The organism is Cellulosilyticum sp. (genome assembly GCF_982396655.1).
Genome location: NZ_CEVXFV010000043.1, coordinates 1 through 25,032, shown reverse-complemented (window position 1 = coordinate 25,032; position 25,032 = coordinate 1). Strand labels below are relative to the sequence as shown.

Annotated in this window: 21 protein-coding genes and 1 other annotated feature; of the genes, 1 reads left to right on the top strand and 20 read right to left on the bottom strand. The window is 35.9% G+C overall.

Features of this window, described 5'->3' with window-relative positions; genetic code table 11:
• Positions 1-128: 128 nt before the first annotated feature.
• The 6 genes from AC1VAQ_RS15540 to AC1VAQ_RS15515 all read right to left on the bottom strand — a co-directional run bounded on the left by AC1VAQ_RS15540 (position 129) and on the right by AC1VAQ_RS15515 (position 7,088).
• Positions 129-1,790 (bottom strand): Na/Pi cotransporter family protein, encoded by a 1,662-nt coding sequence (locus tag AC1VAQ_RS15540; RefSeq protein WP_302598235.1) that lies wholly within the window; start codon positions 1,788-1,790, stop codon positions 129-131.
• 265 nt (positions 1,791-2,055) lie between these two features.
• Positions 2,056-3,180: a tRNA 2-thiouridine(34) synthase MnmA gene (gene mnmA / locus AC1VAQ_RS15535; protein ID WP_479904125.1), complete on the bottom strand. Its 1,125-nt coding sequence runs from the start codon at positions 3,178-3,180 to the stop codon at positions 2,056-2,058.
• A complete protein-coding gene (nifU, locus tag AC1VAQ_RS15530) occupies positions 3,143-3,607 on the bottom strand; it encodes a Fe-S cluster assembly scaffold protein NifU (protein ID WP_302598237.1) in 465 nt (154 codons plus the stop codon). The genes mnmA and nifU overlap by 38 nt, the downstream gene beginning before the upstream one ends.
• Positions 3,608-3,663: 56 nt before the next feature.
• Positions 3,664-4,854, bottom strand: a complete 1,191-nt coding sequence (gene nifS, locus AC1VAQ_RS15525; protein ID WP_302598238.1) for a cysteine desulfurase NifS — start codon at positions 4,852-4,854, stop codon at positions 3,664-3,666.
• A gap of 23 nt (positions 4,855-4,877) precedes the next feature.
• On the bottom strand, positions 4,878-5,327 hold the full coding sequence (locus AC1VAQ_RS15520; protein ID WP_302598239.1) for an RrF2 family transcriptional regulator: 450 nt from the start codon (positions 5,325-5,327) through the stop codon (positions 4,878-4,880).
• A 525-nt stretch (positions 5,328-5,852) separates the two neighbouring features.
• A complete protein-coding gene (locus AC1VAQ_RS15515) occupies positions 5,853-7,088 on the bottom strand; it encodes a glycoside hydrolase family 3 N-terminal domain-containing protein (protein ID WP_302598240.1) in 1,236 nt (411 codons plus the stop codon).
• 134 nt (positions 7,089-7,222) lie between these two features.
• Here AC1VAQ_RS15515 and AC1VAQ_RS15510 point away from each other — a divergent pair, with 134 nt between their 5' ends.
• Positions 7,223-7,921 (top strand): DUF2225 domain-containing protein, encoded by a 699-nt coding sequence (locus AC1VAQ_RS15510; protein WP_302598241.1) that lies wholly within the window; start codon positions 7,223-7,225, stop codon positions 7,919-7,921.
• A gap of 185 nt (positions 7,922-8,106) precedes the next feature.
• Here AC1VAQ_RS15510 and AC1VAQ_RS15505 read toward each other — a convergent pair whose 3' ends face one another.
• The 14 genes from AC1VAQ_RS15505 to ilvB (AC1VAQ_RS15440) all read right to left on the bottom strand — a co-directional run bounded on the left by AC1VAQ_RS15505 (position 8,107) and on the right by ilvB (AC1VAQ_RS15440) (position 24,337).
• Entirely contained in the window at positions 8,107-9,189 is a 1,083-nt protein-coding gene (locus tag AC1VAQ_RS15505; protein WP_302598242.1) for an ADP-ribosylglycohydrolase family protein, read from the bottom strand.
• A 175-nt stretch (positions 9,190-9,364) separates the two neighbouring features.
• The gene (locus tag AC1VAQ_RS15500) at positions 9,365-10,846 is read right to left on the bottom strand and encodes a methyl-accepting chemotaxis protein (protein ID WP_302598244.1); all 1,482 of its coding nucleotides are present in this window, start codon (positions 10,844-10,846) and stop codon (positions 9,365-9,367) included.
• Positions 10,847-11,023: 177 nt separating this feature from the next.
• Complete coding sequence (ilvB, locus tag AC1VAQ_RS15495) at positions 11,024-12,688, bottom strand: biosynthetic-type acetolactate synthase large subunit (RefSeq protein ID WP_302598245.1); 1,665 nt, start codon at positions 12,686-12,688, stop codon at positions 11,024-11,026.
• 17 nt (positions 12,689-12,705) lie between these two features.
• Positions 12,706-14,367 carry a dihydroxy-acid dehydratase gene (gene ilvD, locus AC1VAQ_RS15490; RefSeq protein WP_302598246.1) on the bottom strand — a complete coding sequence of 554 codons (1,662 nt, stop codon included), beginning with the start codon at positions 14,365-14,367 and terminating at the stop codon, positions 12,706-12,708.
• A gap of 95 nt (positions 14,368-14,462) precedes the next feature.
• Positions 14,463-15,545, bottom strand: coding sequence for a 3-isopropylmalate dehydrogenase (leuB, locus tag AC1VAQ_RS15485; RefSeq protein ID WP_302598247.1), 1,083 nt, complete (start codon positions 15,543-15,545; stop codon positions 14,463-14,465).
• 21 nt (positions 15,546-15,566) lie between these two features.
• Entirely contained in the window at positions 15,567-15,761 is a 195-nt protein-coding gene (locus AC1VAQ_RS15480; RefSeq protein WP_479904124.1) for a hypothetical protein, read from the bottom strand.
• A gap of 27 nt (positions 15,762-15,788) precedes the next feature.
• Positions 15,789-16,052: a hypothetical protein gene (locus AC1VAQ_RS15475; protein WP_302598249.1), complete on the bottom strand. Its 264-nt coding sequence runs from the start codon at positions 16,050-16,052 to the stop codon at positions 15,789-15,791.
• Between the two features lie 25 nt (positions 16,053-16,077).
• The gene (gene leuD, locus AC1VAQ_RS15470) at positions 16,078-16,566 is read right to left on the bottom strand and encodes a 3-isopropylmalate dehydratase small subunit (protein WP_302598251.1); all 489 of its coding nucleotides are present in this window, start codon (positions 16,564-16,566) and stop codon (positions 16,078-16,080) included.
• Positions 16,567-16,590: 24 nt separating this feature from the next.
• Entirely contained in the window at positions 16,591-17,859 is a 1,269-nt protein-coding gene (gene leuC / locus AC1VAQ_RS15465; protein WP_302598252.1) for a 3-isopropylmalate dehydratase large subunit, read from the bottom strand.
• A gap of 18 nt (positions 17,860-17,877) precedes the next feature.
• Positions 17,878-19,467, bottom strand: a complete 1,590-nt coding sequence (cimA, locus tag AC1VAQ_RS15460) for a citramalate synthase (protein WP_302598253.1) — start codon at positions 19,465-19,467, stop codon at positions 17,878-17,880.
• A 2-nt stretch (positions 19,468-19,469) separates the two neighbouring features.
• Positions 19,470-21,002, bottom strand: coding sequence for a 2-isopropylmalate synthase (locus tag AC1VAQ_RS15455; RefSeq protein ID WP_302598255.1), 1,533 nt, complete (start codon positions 21,000-21,002; stop codon positions 19,470-19,472).
• A 25-nt stretch (positions 21,003-21,027) separates the two neighbouring features.
• A complete protein-coding gene (gene ilvC / locus AC1VAQ_RS15450) occupies positions 21,028-22,026 on the bottom strand; it encodes a ketol-acid reductoisomerase (protein ID WP_302598257.1) in 999 nt (332 codons plus the stop codon).
• Between the two features lie 119 nt (positions 22,027-22,145).
• The gene (ilvN, locus tag AC1VAQ_RS15445; protein ID WP_302598259.1) at positions 22,146-22,640 is read right to left on the bottom strand and encodes an acetolactate synthase small subunit; all 495 of its coding nucleotides are present in this window, start codon (positions 22,638-22,640) and stop codon (positions 22,146-22,148) included.
• An 89-nt stretch (positions 22,641-22,729) separates the two neighbouring features.
• Positions 22,730-24,337, bottom strand: a complete 1,608-nt coding sequence (gene ilvB, locus AC1VAQ_RS15440) for a biosynthetic-type acetolactate synthase large subunit (RefSeq protein WP_302598260.1) — start codon at positions 24,335-24,337, stop codon at positions 22,730-22,732.
• Positions 24,338-24,416: 79 nt separating this feature from the next.
• Positions 24,417-24,694: a binding site (T-box leader), on the bottom strand.
• Positions 24,695-25,032 lie beyond the last annotated feature (338 nt).

Below are 25,032 nucleotides of genomic sequence, written 5' to 3'. Positions count from 1 at the left end.
AATCCTCCCAAGATAATTTTGCATACAGGCTTATTGTAACACCATCTTTTTTCATTCTCAAGTCATATTTAATCTAATAAGGTCTTTTTTTGTTAACAATATATTTTCTATTTATGAACAAATTGTTTCTATTCTTCACTTGTCATATACTTATTTTTGTTCAGAACACTTTGCGCAATATTAAGTGCATGATCAGAAATACGTTCTACATTACTAATTGTATCTAGAAAAATAATCCCAGCTCTTGGTTCACATGCCTCTTCTGCCAAACGTTTCATATGCCTTGTACGATATCTCTCCTCTAATTTGTCCACATACGTTTCATAAGGCAAGGCTTCTCTTGCCGCATCCTCACTTTGTAGTTCATATCCCTTAAGTGCTGCTGCAAAGCACTTCATAGCTTTGTCAGTAATTTCCATAAGCTCTTTTTTAGCATCAGGTGAAAATTTTAGATTTTCCTTCTTCATTTCATCTGCTAATTCTGCAATATTATCTGCATGATCACCTACACGTTCAATATCTCCTACTGTGTGAAACAGAGATGTTACAATATAGTTTTCATTTTCAGACAAGTTAGCATGTGTTAATTTAATCAAATAATCATTAATACCTTGTTGCAGTGCATTAATTGTCTTTTCTTGTTCAAAAACTAATTTAATTTTTTTCTCATCCGCATTAAACAACCCTTCTACTGCTGTCTGAAAATTAGTCTGTGCTAATTTTCCCATACGCATGACTTCTTTAGCTGCATTTTCAAGTGCAAATGATGGTGTTTCTAGAATACGATCATCTAAATGTTGAAGGAGATTAGGACTTTCTTCATTTCCCTCACGCACAATGACCTCTGCTAAATTAACTAGTACATTTCCAAATGGGAACAGTATGATGGTATTTAAAATATTAAAGACTGTATGCACAACACTAATCTGAGTAACATCAATATTTCTAATCCCTAAACTAGGAAATACAAAAGTAAAAACGATGAAGGCTATAATTGTAAAAAGAACTGATCCAATAAAGTTAAACAAAAAATGGATAGTTGCTGCTCTTTTAGCATTTTTACTTGCACCAATACTTGAAAGAATCGCTGTAATACATGTTCCGATATTTTGTCCCATAATAATATAAATTGCAGAATTCCATGGCACGAGCCCAGCTGTTGCTAAGGCTTGTAGTATACCAACTGATGCAGAAGAACTTTGGATAATAGCAGTAACTACTGCACCTGCTATTACACCCAAGATCGGATTACTTCCTAATGTCACAAATATAGTTTTTACTTGTGGTAACTCCTTCAATGGATCAGCTGCATCTCCCATTGATTCAAGGCCTAAAAAAAGCCCACCAAATCCAAATAAAATTTGACCTATATTTTTTATATTTTTACTTTTACCAAAGCTAAGCATTACAACACCTATAATAATAAAAATAGGCGCAAGTACTGCTGGCTTTAAAAATTTAGTCCATGATCCAAGGGCTACAATCCAAGCTGTGACTGTCGTACCAATGTTTGCCCCCATAATAACACCTACAGCTTGTCTAAGTGACATAAGTCCTGCATTTACAAAACCTACAACCATTACTGTTGTTGCAGACGAACTTTGAATAAGTGCAGTAATACCGGCACCTACTAGTACTCCTAAAAAGCGATTACTTGTAAGTACGCCTAATAAGTTTTTCATTTTGTTACCAGCTGCCTTTTGAAGCCCTTCCCCCATATATTCCATACCAAATAGGAAGAGTCCAAATCCGCCTAAAAAGGTCAATGCTATCTGTACCCAATCAATCATAATTTCCTCCCATACCTTTAATTTTTTGCGAGTCTATACATATTTAATATTTCACAAAAACTGTTTTTTATAAGAGTTTTTATATATTTCTTATGTCATCTCAAATCATAGTGCGTTAAATCTAATTTAAATTTATATTAAATCTATGTTAAATACACCTATTATAAGGAAGAAACTCTATTTTTCTTTTATATCTATCTAAAATTTTAATATAAAACAAAAAAATACTGTTATCCTAGCATTCTAGCTAAGATAACAGTATTTTTTATAAAATTATAGTTCCACCACCAATAAGCTCTTCACCATCATAAAGTACAAGTGCTTGTCCTGGTGTAATAGCACGTTGCTTTTCATCAAATACACATTCTAATGTTTCTTCATCTATCATACGAATTGTACATGGTTGTGGTGCATGGCTATAACGAATTTTAGCCGCACATCTCATCTCTCCTTCAAGCTTTTCAAATGGCATGAAGTTTAAGTTATTTGCACGTACTGTGTAGTCAAATAAATCATCATTATCACCAAGGTTAACTACATTTTCTTTTGCATCAATACGTGTTACAAAGGTAGGTTTTCCTAGAGAAAGTCCAAGTCCTTTTCTTTGCCCAATTGTATAATGAATAATTCCTTTATGTGTTCCTACTACTTTACCCTCTTTATCAATGAATTTACCTGGCTTAGATTTTCTCCCAGTATTCTCTTCAATGAATTTAGCATAGTCATTATCTGGTACGAAACAAATTTCTTGACTATCTGGTTTTGTAGCTACTGCAAGTCCAATTTCTTTAGCAATTGCACGCACTTCATCTTTTGTATAATCGCCTAAAGGCATTAAAGTATGCTCTAATTGATGTTGCGTTAGGTTATATAAAGCATAAGTTTGATCTTTTGCTAATGTTTTAGATTGTTTTAATGTAAAACGCCCTGTTTTCTCATCTTGAATTACCCTTGCATAATGACCAGTTGCAATGTAATCTGCCCCAATCTGAAGGGCTTTTTGAAGCATAGACTCCCATTTTACGTAACGATTACATGCGATGCATGGGTTAGGTGTACGGGCATGTTGATATTCATCTAAGAAATAGTCAATAACATGCTTCTTAAAGTCTTTTCTAAAGTTAATAACATAATGAGGGATATCTAATTTTTGACAGACACGGCGTGCATCATCAACGGCAGAAAGACCACAACATCCTCCGTCGTGATCTTCTGGCGCATCTTCTTGCCAAATTTGCATAGTCATCCCGATTACTTCATAACCTTGCTCTTTTAAGAGGTAGGCTGTCACAGAGCTATCCACGCCCCCTGACATACCTACTACTACTTTCTTTTTGGCATTCTCATTCATATTAGCAGCAACCTGATCCTTCTTCGTGATCGTGGTCATGCCCATGATGGTCATGATCATGGACATCTGCAACTGGTGGTTCTAAACCTTCAATAGTAATGTTATTTTTTTGAGCATAATCCCAAAGTGCTGCATGAAGAGATTCTTCAGCAAGTAATGAACAGTGCATTTTCACTGGTGGAAGTCCATCAAGCGCTTCTGCTACTGATTTATTTGTAATTTTAAGTGCTTCTTCAATTGTTTTGCCGATTACGAGTTCTGTAGCCATTGAACTTGTAGCTACTGCCGCACCACAACCAAATGTCTTGAATTTAGCATCTTTAATGATACCATCTTCAATTTGTAAATATACTTTCATGATGTCTCCACATTTAGCATTACCAACTGTACCTACACCACTTGCGTTTTCAATTTCCCCTACGTTTCTTGGATTCATAAAGTGATCCATAACTTTTTCACTATACATATTTTTCACCTCTAATTATTTTGTCATTTTCTATTGTTGTCTATTAATATCTTGAATTATTTACTTACTTCTTTATTTTCTTTTAAGAAGTCTTCATATAAAGGAGACATTTGTCTCATACGATCTACAATTTGTGGCATTTTTTCAAGTACATATTTTACTTGTTCTTCTGTATTCATTTCACCTAATGTAAAGCGAATAGAACCATGTGCTTTCTCATGTGGAAGACCAAGTGCTAAAAGTACATGTGATGGATCAAGTGAACCTGATGTACAAGCTGAACCACTTGATGCTGCAATGCCATTCATATCAAGTAAAAGTAATAATGATTCACCCTCTACGAATTCTACGCCAATGTTGACATTGTTTGCAAGTCTATTTGTACGATGACCATTTAACTTCGCATATGGGATAGTTTTAAGTAAACCGTCAATTAATTCATCTCTAAGTTTTGTAAGTTTTTCAATTTTTGCATCAAAGTTTGCATATGCAAGTTCCATAGCTTTTGCAAGACCTACGATACCTGGTACATTTTCTGTACCTGCACGTCGACCACGTTCTTGTGCCCCACCATGAATAAGATTTTCAAGTTTAAGACCGCGTCTTACATAAAGTACACCAATTCCTTTTGGTCCATTAATTTTGTGACCTGATAAAGAAAGAAGGTCAATATTTTGTGCTTTAACATCAATTCTTACTTGGCCTACTGCTTGAACTGCATCTGTATGGAAAAATACATTGTGTTTTTTAGCAATGGCACCAATTTCAGCGATTGGCTGAATTGAACCAATTTCGTTATTTGCATACATAACTGAAATTAAAATAGTTGTATCTTTAATAGCTTTTTCTACATCTGCTGGATTTACAAGACCATCTGCATCTACGTCAAGGTATGTTACCTCATAACCATGTTTTTCTAAGAATTCGCATGTATGAAGTACTGCATGATGTTCAATTTTAGTTGTAATAATATGATTTCCTTTTGCTTTGTGTGCCTCAGCGATTCCTTTGATTGCCCAGTTATCTGCTTCTGTACCACCACTTGTGAAGAAAATCTCGTTTGTTTGTGCCCCTAATGCCTTAGCAATTGTTTCTCTTGATTCATCAATTGCTTTTTTATTGATTTGTGCAATTTTATATACACTAGATGGATTACCAAAGTTTTGTGTAAAATATGGTAGCATCGCATCTAGCACTTCTTGTTTAACTGGTGTTGTTGCTGCATTATCTAAATAAATGTGCTCCATGTCATTATCTCCTTTTAGTTACTCTATATACAATATATGTGTGAGGTATTCTCATTAATCTTTTCATAATCTTCCATTAGCTGACTAAGTGTAATATTGTCAACTACTTTATCTATACTTTGTTTAATCTTTTCCCAAACTGACTTAGTGACACATTTGCCATCTAAAGCGCAGTGTACTGTATTGCCTTCACAAGTACAATCAGTAGGTGCAAGTGAACCTTCTAATGCTCTTAAAATATCACCTATTGTGATTTCATCTGCTGGTCTTGCTAATGCATAACCCCCCTGAGCCCCACGTACACTTGTTACTAAATTGTTCTTTTTAAGAAGTGCCATAAGTTGTTCTAAGTAGTTTTCAGACATAGACAAACGTTCTGCTACACTTTTTAGTGAAATATGTTTTTCTTTCGAATATACGCCTAAATCAACCATTGCTTGTAGGCCATAACGCCCTTTAGTTGATAGTTTCATTTTTTTCACCCCTTCAATTCCTAGTTATTTCGTAGGAATTATATTTGTAGCATATCATTCTGTTTTTTCTTTGTCAAGTAGCTACCTATACTTTATAAAATTAAGGTAAAATTTATGTCCCTTTTTATATTAAAAATATGACGATGACCCTTTTTAAGGGCCATCGTCATATTTTAAATTTATGTCGCATATAATTCTTATTATTAATAGTCTATATAATAGCTATTTATATAATTAAATGGGCCCAGAATTTGATAATATATTTCAGGAAATATACTACCTGGGGTGACTTCTGCTCCTTTACCGGCTACTAAGGAGTAGGGTTATCTTTTGACTTAACACTGCTTCTTGCAAATTCTTGACCCATTATTTTAAATAAATTTAATTAAGTATAGCAAATACTGCAATCAGATGAAGTTAAATGGGGATACTCTACCATTTTAACTATCTATGCTATATTATATTCTGATTCCTCTCAATGTGTGATATATTTTTAATTTCTTTTCTTTGCTTACTTAGTATATATTATGAAATTGGAAGTATATTTTGTTCCACTTTTTTCGTCAAAATTTTTCTTACAGCATGGTTAATTTGCTCCTTAGTAATGACACCTGTTTGATAGGCCTTATATATGACTTCTTCCGCCTCTTCTATATCGGTTGGCATTAATAATATATCATTTCCTGCTAAGAAACTTCTAAGAACCACCTCGTCTTCTCCATAATTATTGACTATGGCCCCCATATTAAGCGCATCTGTAATCATTAATACATCATTTATATCCATAGTCTTTTCAATATAATCTTGCCACTTTTGGGACAAGCTTACTGGCCATCTATCATCTATAGCTGAAACGAGTAAGTGTCCCTTCATCATCCCACTTACTCCATTTCTAATTCCCTCTTTAAATGGAATCAACTCTTCCATCTCAAGTTCTTCCAAACTTTTGTACACATAGGCTAGACCATCATGAGAGTCTTCCATTGTGTTGCCGTGCCCTGGATAATGTTTAATGACGGGTAATATACCTTCTGCTTTTAATCCTTTTGCAAAAGCAAGCATCATAGGTGTTACCATTTCACTACTTGTTCCAAAGCTTCTACTTCCAATAACAGTATTAGCTGGATTATTATAAATATCTCCACAGGGTGCAAAATCCATATTAAATCCTATCTCTTTCAAAAGCTTTCCCATTCTACTAGCTTCCGCATAAGCTAACGCTTCATCTCCTGTTTTCCCTATATCCCCTGCTGCCATAAACGGCTTTTCATTAATATTAGAATTATTTCCTACGCGGCTTACCATGCCACCTTCTTCATCTACAGCAATAAATAAAGGAATCTCACTACTTTCCTGAAGTGTCTCTATAAGTACCTTTGTTTGCACCTTATCCTTAATATTATTTTTAAATAAAATAATTCCCCCTACACAGCTTTTTTGAAGCTTTGCTTTCATTTGACTATTTAATATAGTCATGCCTTCTCCTTCTTCTGAATCTAATGCAATCATAAAAAGTTGGCCAATCTTTTCTTCTATGGTCATATCATTTAAATACTGCTCAACCTTCTCACTTATAATCTGCTCTTCCCCTATAGCTGACTTTGATAATACCCGCGTTGCAATCTCTTTAAATTTATCAGGAAATTTTTTAATTGGCCACTGTACTTGACTTTTTCTATAAGCATCATCATTTCCCAGCATTACTACACCTATACACATAATACATAATCCAATCATCAAATACCTTATAACTTTTCTCACCTTAACACCTCTTTTTTCCCCTTGCACCATATTTTTATGTTATAATATTAAGTATATTCTAACACTTTACTATGAAATCTATTATACTGTAAACTTATATAATCTTATTTTTCATCAAAGAAAGGATGTTTATTATGTGTCAATCTCATACTGACGACTCAACAGAATCTCTAAAACTAGTACTTTATGATAAAACTTATACTTGCCCAATCTGCGAAGAGGCTTTCAAGGCAAAATCTATTCGTGTGGGAAAAAATCAACTTTTAACAGTAGATGAGGACTTATATGCACATTATGCCATCGTTAATCCTCTATTATATGATGTCATTACTTGTCCAAACTGTAATTACTCAGCTACTGTTAAAAACTTTGATAAATTACTACCTCGACAAAAAGAGTGGCTCCAAGCAAATCTCGTCTCTGTTTTCACTCACCCTATATCATTCGGAGAATATACTTCCACAGAAGAAGCCATCCATAAACATAAATTAGCCCTACTTATGGCTATCAACAAAAAAAGTAAAATTGGCGAACAGTCCTATCTTGCCTTACATATTGCCTGGCTCTATAGAGACCTAGGCGATGAAGTTAATGAAAAACTTTTTCTTCAAAAAGCCTTTACCGGTTTTTCTGAATCACTCGAAACAGAAACCACACCTATACTCGGCTTAGATGAATATACCATCATGTATATACTTGCTGCTATTGCTTTTAAACTAGATGAAATAGATGCTTCAAAGAAATTCCTTTCCGTTCTTCTTACTACATCAGGTCTTTCTTCTCGTATCAAAGACCGTGCCCTAGATCTAAAAAACAAACTCAGAAATTTATAGAATAATATACAAAGTGATATATTAACTTTTTCTTAATATCCAAAGATCTAACTAGACACTTTGGTACTTCTACACTCTCCGCAATCTGTTGATGCTTTTATTACCGTGCTTAACGCATCACAGGCTGCGGAGATGGTAGACTGATAGTTCCAAGTGTCTAGCAAACCTATTGGGCAACCTTTTTTCTACCATGCTGGATATTTTTCAGCCCACTTCTCACCTGAATCATATAATGTATACAAATCTTGAGCTAACTGTCGTATTTCTTTTTCTAACTCAACATGGACTTTAAATAAGTTTTCAAAAACCTCTACACCATAATAAGCGCCTAATAATTGTCCTGTTATAGCACCTACTATGTCACTTCCGCCACTATGATTAACTGACATACATAGTGCTTCTTTAATATTTACTGCTTGCCCCTCACTATGCTTCATACTGCTTATGACAACATATACTGCCATAGCTAATGCTTCATGGGCAAATATTCCTTCTCCTAAACTCTCAATTTTTTCTCTCGTACATTCCCTTTCTTGAGCTAATGTTATAGCCTTCTCTAATATATCGGCACTTTCTTCTCCCTCATCTTCTAATTTTAATCGTAGAATGCTTTCCCTTACCGCTTCTTCTATCTCTTTCCCTTCTATAATTTGCCTAATTATCATTACAAGTGCTCCTGCTGGTAAATAAGCACAAGGACCGCCATGGGTAATAGCAGCTACTTCACAGCCTATTTCAAATGGATCTTCTCTGAGGGTCACTAAACCTAATGGCGCCACACGCATAAGCCCACCACATCCCTTGCTATCATTAATAGGATGTGCCACACTCCCTTTAATGCCTTTTCCCAAAGCTGTAATACTTGTAATACCTGCTTCCCTATAAGCATGAAGTCTCTTCATTTTGACAAGTGCACCATCATAGTCCTTTTCACTCCAATGAGGTGTCTTTAAGCCTTGTGTATATACCCATCTCAAATAAGCTCTAAACATTGTATGCGTAATATCTTTTTTATCCCAAGGAATATCTTTACGCTTTGCTCGTGCCACACTTCTCAAGATTCCTTCTATAGTAAACATTGTCATCTGCGTATCATCCGTAATTAATGCTTCTGTTTCTCCAGGAGGTGCTATAAGTTCTGTAACACCTTCTTCCCCATACTCCTCAACAATTTGCTCATAACGCCTAAATTCCACTGGTGCACCTAATGCATCCCCTATTGCCCCTCCTAAAATACACCCCTCAAAATATTTTAGTTTATTTTTCATACGCCCATCTACCTCCTACTTATATGTGTTTTATCTTTTTTCCCGTTCTTCTTATCCCTTGTAGCTTTTAAATAATTTCCACATCTAACATATATTATACCTTTTTCTCATTAATTAGAACTTATTTAAAGGGACTACCCTACTAAAAGTAAGATAGTCCCTTTATTCTTTATTTCTATATCTCTATATTCTTAAGCTCCTCGCTTGATGCTTGGATTTCTTGTAACATTACATTAATTTCATTAATATTAGCATTTTGTAGATGTACAGATTCATTAACTTCTTCAGTGCCTTTACGATGTTCTTCTGTAATAGCGGTTAATTCTTCTGCCTGTCCTTGCATTTCTTCTAATAAACCTGAAATATTGACAATGTCTTTTACTTCTATCTCTATTTGCTCGCTTAGTGCATCCATAGACTGCGTTAAATGTTTAAATGTCCCATTTACATTTTGAACAGATTGCTTTCCTTTAGTAACTGCTTCACTACCAATTTTAATCTTTTCTTTTGTTTCAATAGTCTTACTTTGAAGCATATCAATAATATGCTTAATATCTTGCGAAGTTTTTTCACTTTGTTCTGCAAGTTTTTTAACTTCTTCAGCAACTACCGTGAATCCTTTACCTGCTTCTCCTGCACGTGCAGCCTCAATAGACGCATTAAGTGCTAATAAATTAGTTTGACCTGCAATAGCTGTAATACTCTCTAAGAAAGCTGTAATCTTATCCATATTTTTTTCTAGTTCTCCAACAGTTTCAACTGCCGCTTCAATTGCACCATTAATTGTCACCATTTGATGATTCATTTCATTAATAGTTACCGTATTTTCTTCAATTTCATCATTTACTTGTTTTGTAATGATCTCTAATATTTCTGAAACTTTTTTTGTCTCTTCTACAGTTTGTTTTGCTTCCCCTACTAAGCTTACAACCTTTGTCACACTAGACTCTTGTTCCTTCATTCCTTGTGCTGTTTGATTCATTGCAACTGTCACACTATCATTAGCAATAGCTGTAGCATTCATTTTATTATTAACTTCATATAAATTCTCATTTAAATTTTCTGTATAACTTGTAATACTGTACATTGTAGATTGTAACTTTTCTACTAAACGTTGACTTTCTAAGGCTATGTCTGTACTATAGTCCATATACTGCTTGCCCCATTTTGCGATAATATATATAATAATGAGCCCTGCATCTAGTCTTACTAAACTAGGTATCATATCCATTCGTGCTGTTCCCGGCCCTAATATAGGTATTGTCACAAATATTATGCATATAATTAATACGGCATTTAAAATAGCAGTAAATATCATATGTGCCTTAGGATTAAAATAAAGTGCAGACATACATGAAGCTGATAAAAGCGTAATTGTCACCTCTGGTACGCCACCTTCCATATAAGTTACGACTAGCGCCATAAGACATGGTAATAATGGTACGATAACACCTTTTACTGTATCACTAATCCTTTCAACCTTACTTATAACAAAAGCTATAATTGGTACTACAAAAATTAATGAATAGCCTAATGAAAATTCTCCTACCTGTAATGTCTTTTGCAAAAATAATACTATCGTAATAACAGTGATTAAACTCACATTAAACTTATGTACTTTTTTTAAATCAAATTGTCTTATTTCTTTATGTTCCATGTCTAAATTTTATACCCCCTATTTATTTTTTCTTTATTATTATACACTCTTCACTTTCAACTTTCTATATTATTTTACACTTTCTGCCATCTTTCTGCATTAGTATCAGAATTTTTCTGCATAGAAAAAGAGATTATACTTCTTTCAATAAGAATGCATAATCCCTCTTCTACTTCATTACTCTAAAATCAGGTTGTCAATTGCTGCCCCTGGTGCAACCATTGGTAATACTTTTTCATCCATATCAATAAAGCAGTTTAAAACAGCTGGCTTATGAGCTGCAAGTGCCTCGCTAAATGCTTCTATAAAATCCTCTTGTGTGCGAACTGTATAACCTTTTACACCAAAGGCTTCTGCTAAAAGTGTAAAATCTGGGCCACGATCAAGAGTTGTTTGTGAATAACGTTTTTCATAGAATGCAGTTTGCCATTGTCTTACCATGCCCAATGTTGTGTTATTCATCACAATAATAATAACAGGTACATCATAATGTGAAATTGTAGCAAGTTCATTACAGTTCATACGGAATGAACCATCTCCTGCAATATGCACAACAGGTACATCCGGTCTACCTATCTGTGCACCAATACTAGCTCCTGTACCATATCCCATTGTTCCAAGACCACCTGAACTAATGAATGTACGTGGCATTGTATATTTAAAGAATTGAGCTGCCCACATTTGATGTTGACCAACCTCTGTTGTAATAATAGCCCTACCATCTGTCTGATCATAAATATTATTCATAATGAACTGTGGTCTTAAGTTATCTCCATCTTGATAAGTATATGGGAATTCTTCTTTCCATCTTTCAATCTGTACAAGCCACTCTTTGTTTTCTTTGCGTGGCACAAGTGGTAGTAACATATTTAAAATTTCTTTTACATCACCTACAATGGATGCCTGTGTTGGAACATTTTTACCGATTTCAGCTGCATCTACATCTATGTGTACAATTGTGGCATTAGGTGCAAATTTACTTACATCGCTAATAACACGATCACTAAATCTGGCACCTAAAGCAATGAGCAAATCACAATTTGTAACACCTAAATTAGAAGCCTTACTCCCATGCATTCCAACCATCCCTGTAGAAAGTGGATGTGTCTCTGGAAAGGCACCAAGCCCCATTAAAGATGTTGCAACAGGTGCATCAATCTTTTCAGCAAAATTGCGAAGTTCTTTATTTGCATCTGCACTTACAATTCCTCCACCAGCATAGATAAATGGTTTCTCAGCGACTTTAATAAGATCTGCAACAACTTGAATATCTGATTGAGATATTGTATCTGTCTGGCGAGGTACACTTACTGGCACTTCATGTTCATATTCATACATAGCAGCTGTTACATCTTTTGGAATATCCACAAGAACTGGACCTGGTCTACCAGATTTAGCAATATAGAAAGCTTCTCTTATGGTCTTAGCTAAGTCTTTGACATCTTTTACAATGAAATTATGCTTTGTAATACACATTGTTATACCTGTGATGTCTACTTCCTGAAAGCTATCTTTCCCAATAAGAGAATTAGGTACTTGCCCTGTAATAGCTACCATAGGTATAGAGTCCATATAAGCTGTAGCAATACCTGTTACAAGGTTAGTTGCACCTGGGCCTGATGTTGCAATACACACACCTACCTTACCAGTAGCTCTTGCATAACCATCTGCTGCATGAGAAGCACCTTGCTCATGAGAAGTTAAAATATGTGTAATACGGTCACTATTTTTATATAGGGCATCATAAATGTTTAAAGCTTGCCCTCCTGGATAACCAAAAACGGTATCCACACCTTGTTCTACTAAACATTCAATAAGTATCTGAGATCCATTTATCCTCATCTTTTCTCCTCCTACTTCTATGCTTTAAAGATTGCTCCTGTATTAGCTGATGTTACAAGTTTTGCATAACGTGCTAAGTAACCTGTTTTAACTTTTGGCTCTGGTTTTACCCATGCCGCACGTCTTTTAGCAATTGTCTCTTCATCTACTTCAAGGTTGATTGTACACTTATTCATATCAATGCTAATTATATCCCCATCTTCTACAAAGGCAATAAGTCCACCTTCTGCTGCTTCTGGAGAAACGTGACCAATACAAGCACCTCTTGTGGCACCAGAGAAACGACCATCTGTAATAAGAGCCACATCTTTATCAAGTCCCATACCTGCAAGACAAGCTGTTGGTTGAAGCATTTCTCTCATACCAGGTCCACCTTTTGGCCCTTCATAACGAATCACCACAACGTCACCTTTTTCAATTTTACCTGCATCAATAGCAGCTGTTGCCTCTTCTTCACTATTGAATACTTTTGCTTTGCCACGATTTACAAGCATCTCAGGTGCTACTGCAGAACGTTTTACAACACATGTATCTTCTGCTAAGTTTCCGCGAAGAACAGCAATACCACCTGTCTCACTATATGGATTTTCAATAGGACGGATAACTTCTGGATTTTTATTTGTAACCTTTTCAAGATTTTCTGCGATTGTTTTACCTGTTACTGTCATAAGAGATGTATCTAAGAGATTTCTCTTAGTAAGTTCTTTCATAACAGCTGCTACACCACCTGCAAAATGAAGATCTTCCATATGATGATGACCCGCTGGTGCAAGGTGACAAAGATTAGGTGTATGTGAGCTAATTTCATTAGCCATGTCTAAATTAATTTCCACACCTGCTTCATGAGCTATAGCTGGAAGGTGAAGCATTGTATTTGTACTACAGCCAAGTGCCATATCTACTGTTAAAGAGTTATGGAAAGCTTTGTCATTTAAGATATCGCAGATTTTAATATCTTTATTAAACATATCCATAACAGCTATCCCAGCATATTTAGCCAGACGAATACGTTCCGCAAATACAGCAGGTGTTGCACCATTTCCTGGAAGGGCAATACCAAGTACCTCACACATACAGTTCATACTGTTAGCTGTGTACATACCTGAGCAAGAACCGCAACCTGGACATGCATGGTTTTCATATTCTTTAAGTTCTTCTTCTGTAATTTTACCTGCATTGTAGGCACCTACTGCTTCGAAGGTTACAGAAAGATTTGTTTTCTTGCCATTTACCATACCTGCAAGCATTGGGCCACCGCTTACAAGTGTTGTTGGAAGATTCATTCTAGCTGCACCCATAAGCATCCCTGGTACGATTTTGTCGCAGTTTGGTACAAGCACTAAACCATCAAAAGCATGAGCCGTTGCCATACATTCAATCGAGTCTGCAATAAGTTCTCTTGTAACAAGAGAATATTTCATTCCTTCATGTCCCATAGCAATCCCATCACAAACACCAATTGCTGGAATCTCAATAGGTGTACCACCTGCCATACGGATACCTGTCTTAACAGCTTCTGTAATTTTATCAAGATGTGAGTGACCTGGTACAATCTCACTTTTAGCTGTTACAACACCAATTAATGGTTTTTCAATTTCTTCATCTATATAGCCCATCGCTTTAAATAAAGAACGATGTGGAACTCTTGCTGCGCCAACTTTTACTCTATCACTTTTCATTATAGACACTCCTTTTCTTATATAATAGAAGGGCTAAGCCCTATACAGACTTAGCAGCTTCTACTTTTATCCTTTTATCTCTTATACACTCTTAATTATTTAATTGCTTTCATAACTAAATCTCCCATTTCTACAGTGCCAACAAGTTTCATACCTTCACTCATGATATCACCTGTTCTATAACCTGCATCTAATACATCAGAAACAGCTTTTTCAATAGCTTTAGCTTCTTTTTCAAGATTAAATGAGTAACGTAGCATCATAGCTGCTGACAAAATTGTTGCTAGTGGATTAGCTTTGTTTTGACCTGCAATATCTGGCGCACTACCATGACTTGGTTCATAAAGGCCAAGTGAACCTTCTCCAAGAGAAGCCGATGCAAGCATACCAATGGAACCTGTAATGATACTTGCTTCGTCTGAAAGAATATCACCGAAGATATTTGATGTAATGATCACATCAAATTGTTTTGGATTAACAACAAGCTGCATTGCTGCATTATCTACATACATGTGTGAATATGTGACTTCTGGATAATCTTTAGCGACTCTAGCAACTACTGCTCTCCAAAGTCTAGAAGATTCAAGTACATTTGCCTTATCTACAACGCATACTTTTTTACCACGTTTCATAGCTGCATCAAAACCAACTCTTGTAATTCTTTCAATTTCAGCTACTGTGTATTTTTCAAGGTCAGAAGCATAAGTTTTGCTATCATCTTCTTCACAAACCACCTTATTTTTTTCACCAAAGTAGATACCACTTGTAAGTTCACGTACAATAAGGATATCTAAGCTATCACCAATGATTTCTTCTTTTAAAGGGCTTGCATCTTTAAGCTGTGAAAAAAGTACAGCAGGGCGAAGGTTTGCAAATAATTTAAGTGCACCACGGATACCTAAAAGCCCTTTTTCAGGACGGTCACCATTAGGTAAGTTATCCCATTTAGGCCCACCTACAGCACCAAGTAGTACTGCATCTGATGCTAAACATGCATCTATTGTTTCTTGTGGAAGAGAACATCCTGCTTGATCAATTGCGCATCCTCCCATAAGTCTTTCATCATATGTAAAATTATGACCGTACACACTTCCTACTTTATCTAATACTTTTACTGCTTCTTTTACAATATCAGGACCAATACCATCGCCTGGTAAAGTAACTATTTTATAATCCATTTTACTATCTCCCTTCATGAACTATTTTTGCTTATCACGCTCTTTTTTTACCTGTTCTCCAATTGCTAACATTGTTGCTTCGCTGCTATTTTTCTCTTCCTCATACCGTTTAAACGCTCTATAAGTGCCTTCTTCTACAGCGCTGCGCGTTACGAAGTACAAAATAAAAAATATAATATAACTAACTATGATGATACCCACTGTATAAACTGCCATTTTATCTTCAAAAAACATGCAACATCATCATTTAACTGCTTTATGTTTTTTAGCTTCCTTTTTTTCTCTTTTTTCTTTTCGTTTATCAACTTCTAATTGCTTTTTACGTGCTGCTTGAATATCTGCGCCAAGCTCAATCATATTTTTCTCATAAGTTTCATTATGAATTTTGTAATATGTCTCCAGTGCTTCCATAGTGCCGGATATAACTGCCTTTTTCATTAAGCCATATAATAAATAGATTAAAAACCATACAATTGTAATCGTCCCAATAATCACTGCAGCAACCATAAGCGCCTCCTCATTAGCACTTAGCTTATTTACCAGCTTTAATTTTATTTACTAAGCCATTTGCTTTGATAATTTCCTGCATAAAAGGTGGGAATGGTTGTGCTTTGTAAGTTTCACCTTTTGTTACATTAGTAATAACACCCGTATCAAAGTTTACTTCTACTTCATCACCCTTTTGAATACCTTCTGTAGCTTCTTCGCACTCTAAAATTGGAAGCCCGATATTAATGGCATTACGATAAAAAATACGTGCAAATGTTTTTGCAATGACACAAGAAACACCTGCAGCTTTAATAGCAATTGGTGCATGTTCACGAGATGAACCACAACCAAAGTTTTTATCAGCAACAATAATGTCGCCTTCTTTTACATTTTCTACGAATTTTGCATCGATATCTTCCATACAGTGAGATGCAAGTTCTTTTGGATCTGATGTATTTAAATAACGAGCTGGAATAATAACATCTGTATCTACATTATCGCCATAGCGAAATACACTGCCTTTTGCATTCATGTTCATATCCTCCTTGTAAACGCCTTAATCTAAGATTTCTGGATTTGTAATATATCCTGTAATAGCTGAAGCTGCTGCAACAGCTGGACTTGCAAGATAAACTTCTGATTCAACATGACCCATACGGCCTACAAAATTACGGTTAGTTGTAGAAACTGCACGTTCACCTGCCGCTAAGATTCCCATATGTCCACCAAGACATGGTCCACAAGTTGATGTACTAAATACAGCACCTGCTTCTACAAGATCTGTTACAATGCCTTCTTCAATAGCTTGTAAATAAATCTTTTGTGTCCCGGGAAATACAATGCAACGTACACTTGGATCTACCTTTTTACCTTTTAAAATATCTCGTGCTGTGCGAAGATCTTCCATGCGGCCATTTGTACATGAACCGATAACAACTTGATCGATTTTAACTTCTTTATCACAGATTTCATCCACTGTTTTTGTGTTTTCTGGAAGATGTGGAAACGCTACAGTTGGGCGTACTTTTGAAAGGTCAATTTCATAAACAGCTTCATACTCAGCATCTTCATCTGCTTCATATACTTTGTATTCTCTTGTGCTATGTTCTTTCATATACAGAATTGTTTTTTCATCTACTGGGAAAATACCATTTTTAGCACCAGCTTCGATAGCCATATTTGCCATAGCAAAACGTGAATCCATAGAAAGGTTCTTAATACCATCTCCCACGAATTCCATAGATTTATAAAGGGCACCATCCACCCCAATCATCCCAATAATATGAAGGATAACATCTTTACCACTTACATATTTAGTTGGACAGCCTGTTAATACAAATTTAAGTGCGCCAGGTACTTTAAACCACGCTTTACCTGTTGCCATACCAGCTGCCATATCTGTACTTCCGATACCTGTTGAGAAAGCGCCAAGTGCACCATAAGTACAAGTATGTGAGTCAGCACCAATAATTACATCCCCGGCTACTGCTAGACCTTTTTCAGGAATAAGAGCATGCTCAATTCCCATCTGACCTACTTCAAAATAGTTTTCAATTTCTTTTCCTTTCGCAAATTCACGTACGACTTTACACTGCTCTGCTGCTTTAATATCCTTATTAGGTGTAAAGTGATCTGGCACTAATGCAATTTTGTTTTTATTAAACACACAGTCACAACCAATTTTATTAAATTCACGAATTGCTACTGGTGATGTAATATCATTTCCAAGTACAAGATCAAGGTTTGCTTCAATTAATTGCCCAGCTACAACACTCTCAAGCCCAGCATGAGCTGCTAATATTTTCTGAGTCATTGTCATTCCCATTTATCATCATCTCCTCATTTACAAATATGCCTTAAATTTCTTCTCAATATCTTTAATAAGCTTATATTCTATAGAATCGACTAGGGCAATCCAACTCGCTTCTATAATATCCGTAGAAACGCCTACAGTACTCCAATAACCTTCTCCATCTGTAGACTCTAAAAGAACACGTACCTTAGCAGCTGTAGCACTTTTGGTATCTAGAACACGTACCTTGTAATCTGTCAAACGTACATTTTTAAGTTCAGGATAAAAGACTTCAAGAGCTTTTCTAAGGGCTTTATCTAGGGCATTCACAGGCCCTTCACCTTCTGCTGCTGTCATTTCTACCTTACCATCTACTTTTACTTTGATAATGGCTGATGAACTAACCCCTTCACTTCCAGAAGGTTCTTCACCTATAATCTTAAACTCTTCTAAATCAAAGAAAGGTTTATATTTCCCGAGTGCCTTTCTTACTAAAAGCTCAAAAGTCCCTTCAGCACCTTCAAATTGATAGCCTTTATACTCTAACTCTTTAATACGGTTTACTATGATCGTTGTAACAGGATCATCTCTTTTAATATTAGGATTAATGCGCTGTACCTTTTCGAGTATTGTGCTGCGTCCCGCTACCTCCGACATCAGAAAACGTCTCTCATTTCCCACACTTATAGGCGGAACATGTTCAAATGATGTACTTGCCTTCGTCACACCATCAATATGCATTCCTGCTTTATGTGCAAAAGCACTTTTACCGACATAAGGCATTTGATCGCTTAACGGCAAGTTAGCAATTTCAGAAACACGAATCGCATAGGTTGTAAGCTTTTTTAGCTTTTCATCATCTACACACTTATACCCACGTTTAATCTGCAAGTTTGGAATGATTGTACTTAGATTGGCATTGCCACATCTTTCTCCAAATCCTACAAGTGTCCCTTGTACATGGGTTGCTCCTGCAAATACTGCCATCATACTATTTGCCACTCCCATACCTGTATCATTATGGGTATGAATACCGACCTTTGTATGAATCTCCTTTACCACTTCACTTACAATCTCATAAACCTCATCAGGAAAAGCGCCACCATTTGTTTCACATAAGGCAATGCAGTCTGCACCAGCATTCTGGGCAGCTTTTAATGCCTCCATTGCATATTGTTTATTGTTTTTATAACCATCAAAGAAGTGTTCTGCATCGAAGATAACGATTTTTCCCTTTTCTTTAAAAAAGGCTATTGTATCGTAAATCATCTTTAGGTTTTCTTCTAAGGTAGTTTTTATAATTTCTGTCACATGGAAATCCCAAGCCTTACCGAATATGGCTACAGCTGGAGTGTCCGCTTCAAGAAGCGATTTGACATTACTGTCTTCTTCTACTTTTATATTACGTCTTCTTGTACTTCCGAAAGCTGTAAGCTTTGCTGTTTTTAAGCTTAACTTTTTAACTTCCTTGAAAAACTCTAAATCCTTTGGGTTAGAACCAGGATTGCCAGCTTCTATAAAGCCCACTCCTAGTTCATCCAAAGTTGCTACGATCTTCAATTTATCTGATACAGAAAAAGAAATGCCCTCTGCTTGTGCACCATCACGGAGCGTGGAATCAAATATTGTAATATTCCTCAAGCTTACGCCTCCTTCTTAGTCTCTTGATCGTATAACATATTATTAATTGCTGAAATATAAGCAAGTATACTTGCTTCTACTATATCCATGCTTACACCGTAACCATTGTAAACACCATCATCGTTTTTAATTTTTACATTAACCTCACCTTGTGCATCAGTACCACCTGTTACAGAATTAATCACAAAATCTTCAAGCACAAATCGTTTACCAACAAGTTTATCAATAGCTTTATAAGAGGCATCAATTGGTCCATCATATGATGAAACAACCTCCTCAAGTACATGACCCGTCTTAGCAACAAGTCTTACTGATGAAGTGGTTGTAATAGTGTTTCCTGAATTAATTACAAAGCGTTCAAGTTTATAAAACTCTGGTACTTTAGAAGTTTTATGATGAATTAAGGCTTCAAGGTCTTTATCCGTTACAACTTTCTTCTTATCAGCTAAAGCTTTAAATTGTTCGAAAGCTGTTTGAAGTGCTACTTCATCAAGTTCATAGCCCATTTCTTTTAAGCGGTCTTCGAAGGCATGACGCCCTGAATGTTTCCCAAGTACCAATTTATTTTCTGTAAGCCCAATAGATTCTGGTGTCATAATTTCATAAGTACTCTTATTAGCAAGCATACCATGCTGATGAATTCCTGATTCATGTGCAAATGCATTTTCACCTACGATTGCTTTATTAGGTTGCACTCTTACACCTGTAATGCTACTTAGAAGCTTACTTGTTTTATAAATCTCTTTTGTATTAATATTGCAACCAAGATTGTAGTAATCACCTCTTGTATTAAGATTCATTACTAACTCTTCTAGGGCTGCATTTCCAGCACGTTCACCGATGCCATTAATTGTACACTCTAGTTGGCCTGCACCTGCCTTAGCTGCTGCTAAAGAATTTGCAACAGCTAGACCTAAATCATTGTGACAGTGTACAGAAATTATTGCTTTATCAATAGAAGGTACATTTTCACGAATACCTAATATGAGCTTTGTCATTTCTTCTGGTGAAGCATAGCCTACTGTATCTGGGACGTTAATTGTTGTTGCCCCTGCCTGAATTACTGCTTCAAATATCTGATATAAGAAAGCAGGATTACTTCTTGAGGCATCTTCTGCTGAGAATTCTACATCCTCACAGTATTTTTTTGCATAACGTACCATTTCAGCTGCTACTTCTAAAACTTGTTCCGGTGACTTTCTGAGCTTATAGGTCATGTGGATATCTGATGTAGCGATGAAAGTGTGTATTCTAGGATACTTAGCTTCCTTTAACGCCTCTCCTGCTGCATCGATATCCCCTTTGAGGGCACGTGCCAAACTTGTTACAGTTGCATTTTTGATGGTTTTTGCAATAGATTTAACAGATGCAAAGTCTCCTGGCGAAGAAGCAGCAAATCCTGCTTCCATAATGTCTACACCAAGGCGCTCTAGTTGTTTTGCAACCTCTAACTTTTCAGCGAGGTTCATACTACAACCTGGTGATTGTTCACCATCTCTTAATGTAGTATCAAAAATTCTAACAATGTTTGCCATCTATGTTCCCCTTCCTATTTAAGTTCTATTTGTTTTCGTCTGCCCAAGACATCATGCTACGAAGTTCTTTACCAACTTTTTCAAGTTGATGATCAGCTTCAATACGACGTTTTGCATTGAAGTATGCACGATGAGATTGATTTTCTAAGATCCAGTTTTTAGCGAATGTACCATCTTGGATTTCTTTAAGTACCTTACGCATTTCATTTTTTGTATCTTCTGTGATAATACGAGAACCTACTGTATAGTCACCGTATTCAGCTGTATCAGAAATTGAGTATCTCATAAATTCGAAACCACCTTTGTTGATAAGGTCAACGATAAGTTTCATTTCATGAATACATTCGAAGTAAGCACTTTCTGGTTCATATCCAGCTTCTACTAATACTTCGAAACCAGCTTTCATAAGAGCTGTTACACCACCACAAAGAACTGCTTGTTCTCCGAAGAGGTCAGTTTCTGTTTCCATTTTGAATGTTGTTTCAAGGATTCCTCCTCTAGCCCCACCGATACCTGCTGCATAAGCAAGTGCTAAGTCATGAGCATTACCTGTAGCATCTTGGTATGCTGTTACTAAACATGGTACACCACGTCCTTCTAAGAATTGACTTCTTACTGTGTGACCTGGTCCTTTAGGAGCGATCATTACGATATTTGTATGTTCTGGTGGAACGATTTGTTTGAAGTGAATATTGAAACCATGTGCAAAAGCAAGTGTTTTACCTTCTGTTAAGTAAGGTGCGATTTCACTTCTATATACTTCTGCTTGTTTTTCATCTGGTAATAAGATCATAATGAAGTCTGCAGCTTTTGTAGCATCTGCTACTGTCATAACTTTAAGACCAGCTTCTTCAGCTTTTTTCCATGATTTACTTCCATTATATAAACCTACAATTACATCTACACCTGAATCATGTAAGTTGAGGGCATGTGCATGTCCTTGGCTACCATAACCTATAATTGCTACTGTCTTTCCATTTAATAATGCTAAGTTACAATCCTCTTGATAATATAATTTTGCCATTTTCTAAATCCTCCTATATATAAATATATATCTATTAAAGCAAACACTCTAAAATGTGTTGTTTTAATCAAATTAAGTAAAAGTAATAAATTGTTCTAGCTAAGCGCATTGGCTTTAGGCTAATTCTTCAGTTCTTTTTCCCCTCTTTGAAGGGCTGTAAGACCTGTTCTAATAATCTCTTTAATACCATATGGTTCAACCATACTCGCTAAGGCACTAATTTTGCCTTGATCACCTGTCGCTTCTATAATAAGCGAATCATTAGAAACATCCACAATATGTGCTCTAAAGATATTAGCAATCTCAATAATTTCAGCTCTACTAGCTTTGCTTGCACGAATTTTAATCATTGCAAGTTCTCTATAAATAGAGCTTTCTTCTTTAAGTTCTAATACTTTTATAACATCTACAAGTTTATTGAGTTGTTTCTTGATTTGTTCTAAGGTATACTCATCTGATGCTGTTACAATGGTCATCCGAGATACCTTAGGGTCTTCTGTTTCACCCACAGATAAACTGTCGATGTTATACCCTCTTCTACTGAAAAGCCCAGATATACGGCTAAGTACACCTGAATGATTTTCTACAAGTACAGATAATACATGCTTTTTCATATTCTCCCTCATTTCTTTTCTTTGTACATCTATGTGGTATTCTATCTATTTTCATTGATCTACTTACAATAGAACTATTGATTCTTATGCTATAATGTACTTTCTTTGGTACTTACAATAAATTCAAGGAAATACGCCTCTTTGCTTTCTAGCGCCTCCCTAAGCGCTTCTTCTACCTCTATTCCATTAGATACACGCTTTGTTTTAATGCCATAAGCACTTACAAGCTTTGTAAAATCCGGATTACAGTTAAGCGCTACTCCATGTTCTTTAAGTTCTACTTTTCTTTGAAGTTCCCTTACCATACCTAAGCCACTATTATTAAATAAGATAACTACTGGATGAACCCCTTCTTGTACAAGTGTACCAAGTTCAAATAAACTCATTTGGAAACTTCCATCTCCTAATATACTAACCACCTGTCTGTCCTTATTCCCCACACTTGCACCAACTGCTGCTGGAAGTGAATAGCCCATCGTCCCAAATCCACCTGAACAAATGAGCCTTCTATCCCCATAAACTGCCATATTCCTAACAGTCCAAAATTGGTTTTGACCTACATCAGCCACAATCACTGCATCATCATTTAAAAGTTTAGAAAGTGTACGTACCACAAGTTTAGGATTGACCGCACCTTCTGGATGCACTTCTTCTTTAACTTCTTTATGTGCATTAATTTCTTCTAGCCAGCTACTTGTATCTACCATTTTAATGAGGTGACTCATTTCTTCTAATATCACTTTTGCATCACCTACAACTGGAATATTAGCTGCTGCAATTTTCCCAATTTCTGCCGGGTCTATATCAATATGTATAATGTTGGCCTTATCATCTAAAATTCCTACATTCGCTACTGCACGATCTGCAATACGTGCACCTATGAAAAGAATCGTATCTGCATGCTTTAATGCCCAGTTAGAATGTTTAAATCCATGACTTCCTATCATCCCAAAATCTAATGGCGAAGTCGTATCTATACTCCCAAGTCCCATTAATGTATGGACTACTGGAATATTAGAATTATTAATGAACTTTGTCAGTTCTTCTTTTGCATCGCTTAAAATAACGCCGCCACCTGCACAGATTAAAGGTCTCTTACTATTTTGCAAAAGCTTAATTGCTTTTTTAATTTGCCCCATATGCCCTTCAACTGTTGGTTTATAACCACGAATTTTAACTTCTTTCGGGTAATTATAGTCGATTTGGACTTCCTGAAGATCCATTGGAATATCGATTAAAACTGGTCCTGGTCTTCCCGTTCTAGCTATATAAAAGGCTTCTTTAACAATACGTGGAAATTCCTTTGGATCTTTTAATAAATAGCTATGTTTAATAAAAGGCTCTGTTGCACCTGTAATATCTACCTCTTGGAACACATCTCTTCCAATAAGTCTTGATTTAACTTGCCCTGTAAAAATTACAATAGGAATAGAATCCATATAAGCTGTCGCAATCCCTGTAATAAGATTGGTAGCACCTGGACCAGATGTTGCAAGACATACTCCTACTTTTCCAGTTGTCCTTGCATAGCCACTTGCGCTATGTACAGCTGCTTGCTCTTGTCTCACTAAAACGTGATGAATAGAAGAAGCTCTTAGTGATTCATAAATATCAATAACGGCTGCCCCTGGATAACCAAAGACGACATCTACATTTTCCTCGAGTAAGCATCGTACAAATACATCTGATAATTTCAATCCAACCCCTCCTTCAGTTTTCACTTTATTACATAGTTTTTTGCAATATTAAAAAATGTATAAAAAAACCTCATCCCAATAACGGGACGAGGAATATTCCACGTGTTACCACCCATTTTGACTCGTACTTATTTCATACAACGTCCACTTTCTAGGTTCTGTTAAACCCTTGCCTATAACGGGGCCACCGGAAATTTCTTACTAGGCCAGACCACTACAAGCATTATGTAACAGCCCCATTGCCGTTCTGAAATTCTGCTCAGGAGTGATTCACATTTTGCCGCAACACTAATTCGCACCAACCACTAGCTCTCTGAAGTCACTTTTGCAAATGCCATTCTCCTTCACTGCATTTTTCAAATAATTGATTAATTAGTATTTTAGCAACATTGACTTTAGGTGTCAATATTTTTAATACATATTTATTTTTAATTTTATATTTTTACATAAATATGTGTATTTAATTAAATTTACAAACTATTCGAGTGCTAGTCCTTTTCCTCTTCATTCTCTCCATCAAAGTCCTACGCTTTCTTCTTTTCCCCCATATTCCGTCCACCTGACTTCCCCTTCACGTTGTTTGGTATGGATAAGTCTTATATATATTTTTATCGCGACTTGGAGCCTAGCGACAGAGCACCCCTTAAGTAGGCACTTCCTCTACTTCTCTGTAAGAGAATCTTCATAAACATTCT

Bases quoted from the DNA above. Each gene is read 5' to 3' on its own strand.
- AC1VAQ_RS15540 (WP_302598235.1), bottom strand. From the start codon at position 1,790: ATGATTGATTGGGTACAGATAGCATTGACCTTTTTAGGCGGATTTGGA.
- mnmA (WP_479904125.1), bottom strand. From the start codon at position 3,180: ATGACCACGATCACGAAGAAGGATCAGGTTGCTGCTAATATGAATGAG.
- nifU (WP_302598237.1), bottom strand. From the start codon at position 3,607: ATGTATAGTGAAAAAGTTATGGATCACTTTATGAATCCAAGAAACGTA.
- nifS (WP_302598238.1), bottom strand. From the start codon at position 4,854: ATGGAGCACATTTATTTAGATAATGCAGCAACAACACCAGTTAAACAA.
- AC1VAQ_RS15520 (WP_302598239.1), bottom strand. From the start codon at position 5,327: ATGAAACTATCAACTAAAGGGCGTTATGGCCTACAAGCAATGGTTGAT.
- AC1VAQ_RS15510 (WP_302598241.1), top strand. From the start codon at position 7,223: ATGTGTCAATCTCATACTGACGACTCAACAGAATCTCTAAAACTAGTA.
- AC1VAQ_RS15505 (WP_302598242.1), bottom strand. From the start codon at position 9,189: ATGAAAAATAAACTAAAATATTTTGAGGGGTGTATTTTAGGAGGGGCA.
- AC1VAQ_RS15500 (WP_302598244.1), bottom strand. From the start codon at position 10,846: ATGGAACATAAAGAAATAAGACAATTTGATTTAAAAAAAGTACATAAG.
- ilvB (WP_302598245.1), bottom strand. From the start codon at position 12,688: ATGAGGATAAATGGATCTCAGATACTTATTGAATGTTTAGTAGAACAA.
- ilvD (WP_302598246.1), bottom strand. From the start codon at position 14,367: ATGAAAAGTGATAGAGTAAAAGTTGGCGCAGCAAGAGTTCCACATCGT.
- leuB (WP_302598247.1), bottom strand. From the start codon at position 15,545: ATGGATTATAAAATAGTTACTTTACCAGGCGATGGTATTGGTCCTGAT.
- AC1VAQ_RS15480 (WP_479904124.1), bottom strand. From the start codon at position 15,761: ATGGCAGTTTATACAGTGGGTATCATCATAGTTAGTTATATTATATTT.
- AC1VAQ_RS15475 (WP_302598249.1), bottom strand. From the start codon at position 16,052: ATGGTTGCTGCAGTGATTATTGGGACGATTACAATTGTATGGTTTTTA.
- leuD (WP_302598251.1), bottom strand. From the start codon at position 16,566: ATGAATGCAAAAGGCAGTGTATTTCGCTATGGCGATAATGTAGATACA.
- leuC (WP_302598252.1), bottom strand. From the start codon at position 17,859: ATGGGAATGACAATGACTCAGAAAATATTAGCAGCTCATGCTGGGCTT.
- AC1VAQ_RS15455 (WP_302598255.1), bottom strand. From the start codon at position 21,002: ATGGCAAACATTGTTAGAATTTTTGATACTACATTAAGAGATGGTGAA.
- ilvC (WP_302598257.1), bottom strand. From the start codon at position 22,026: ATGGCAAAATTATATTATCAAGAGGATTGTAACTTAGCATTATTAAAT.
- ilvN (WP_302598259.1), bottom strand. From the start codon at position 22,640: ATGAAAAAGCATGTATTATCTGTACTTGTAGAAAATCATTCAGGTGTA.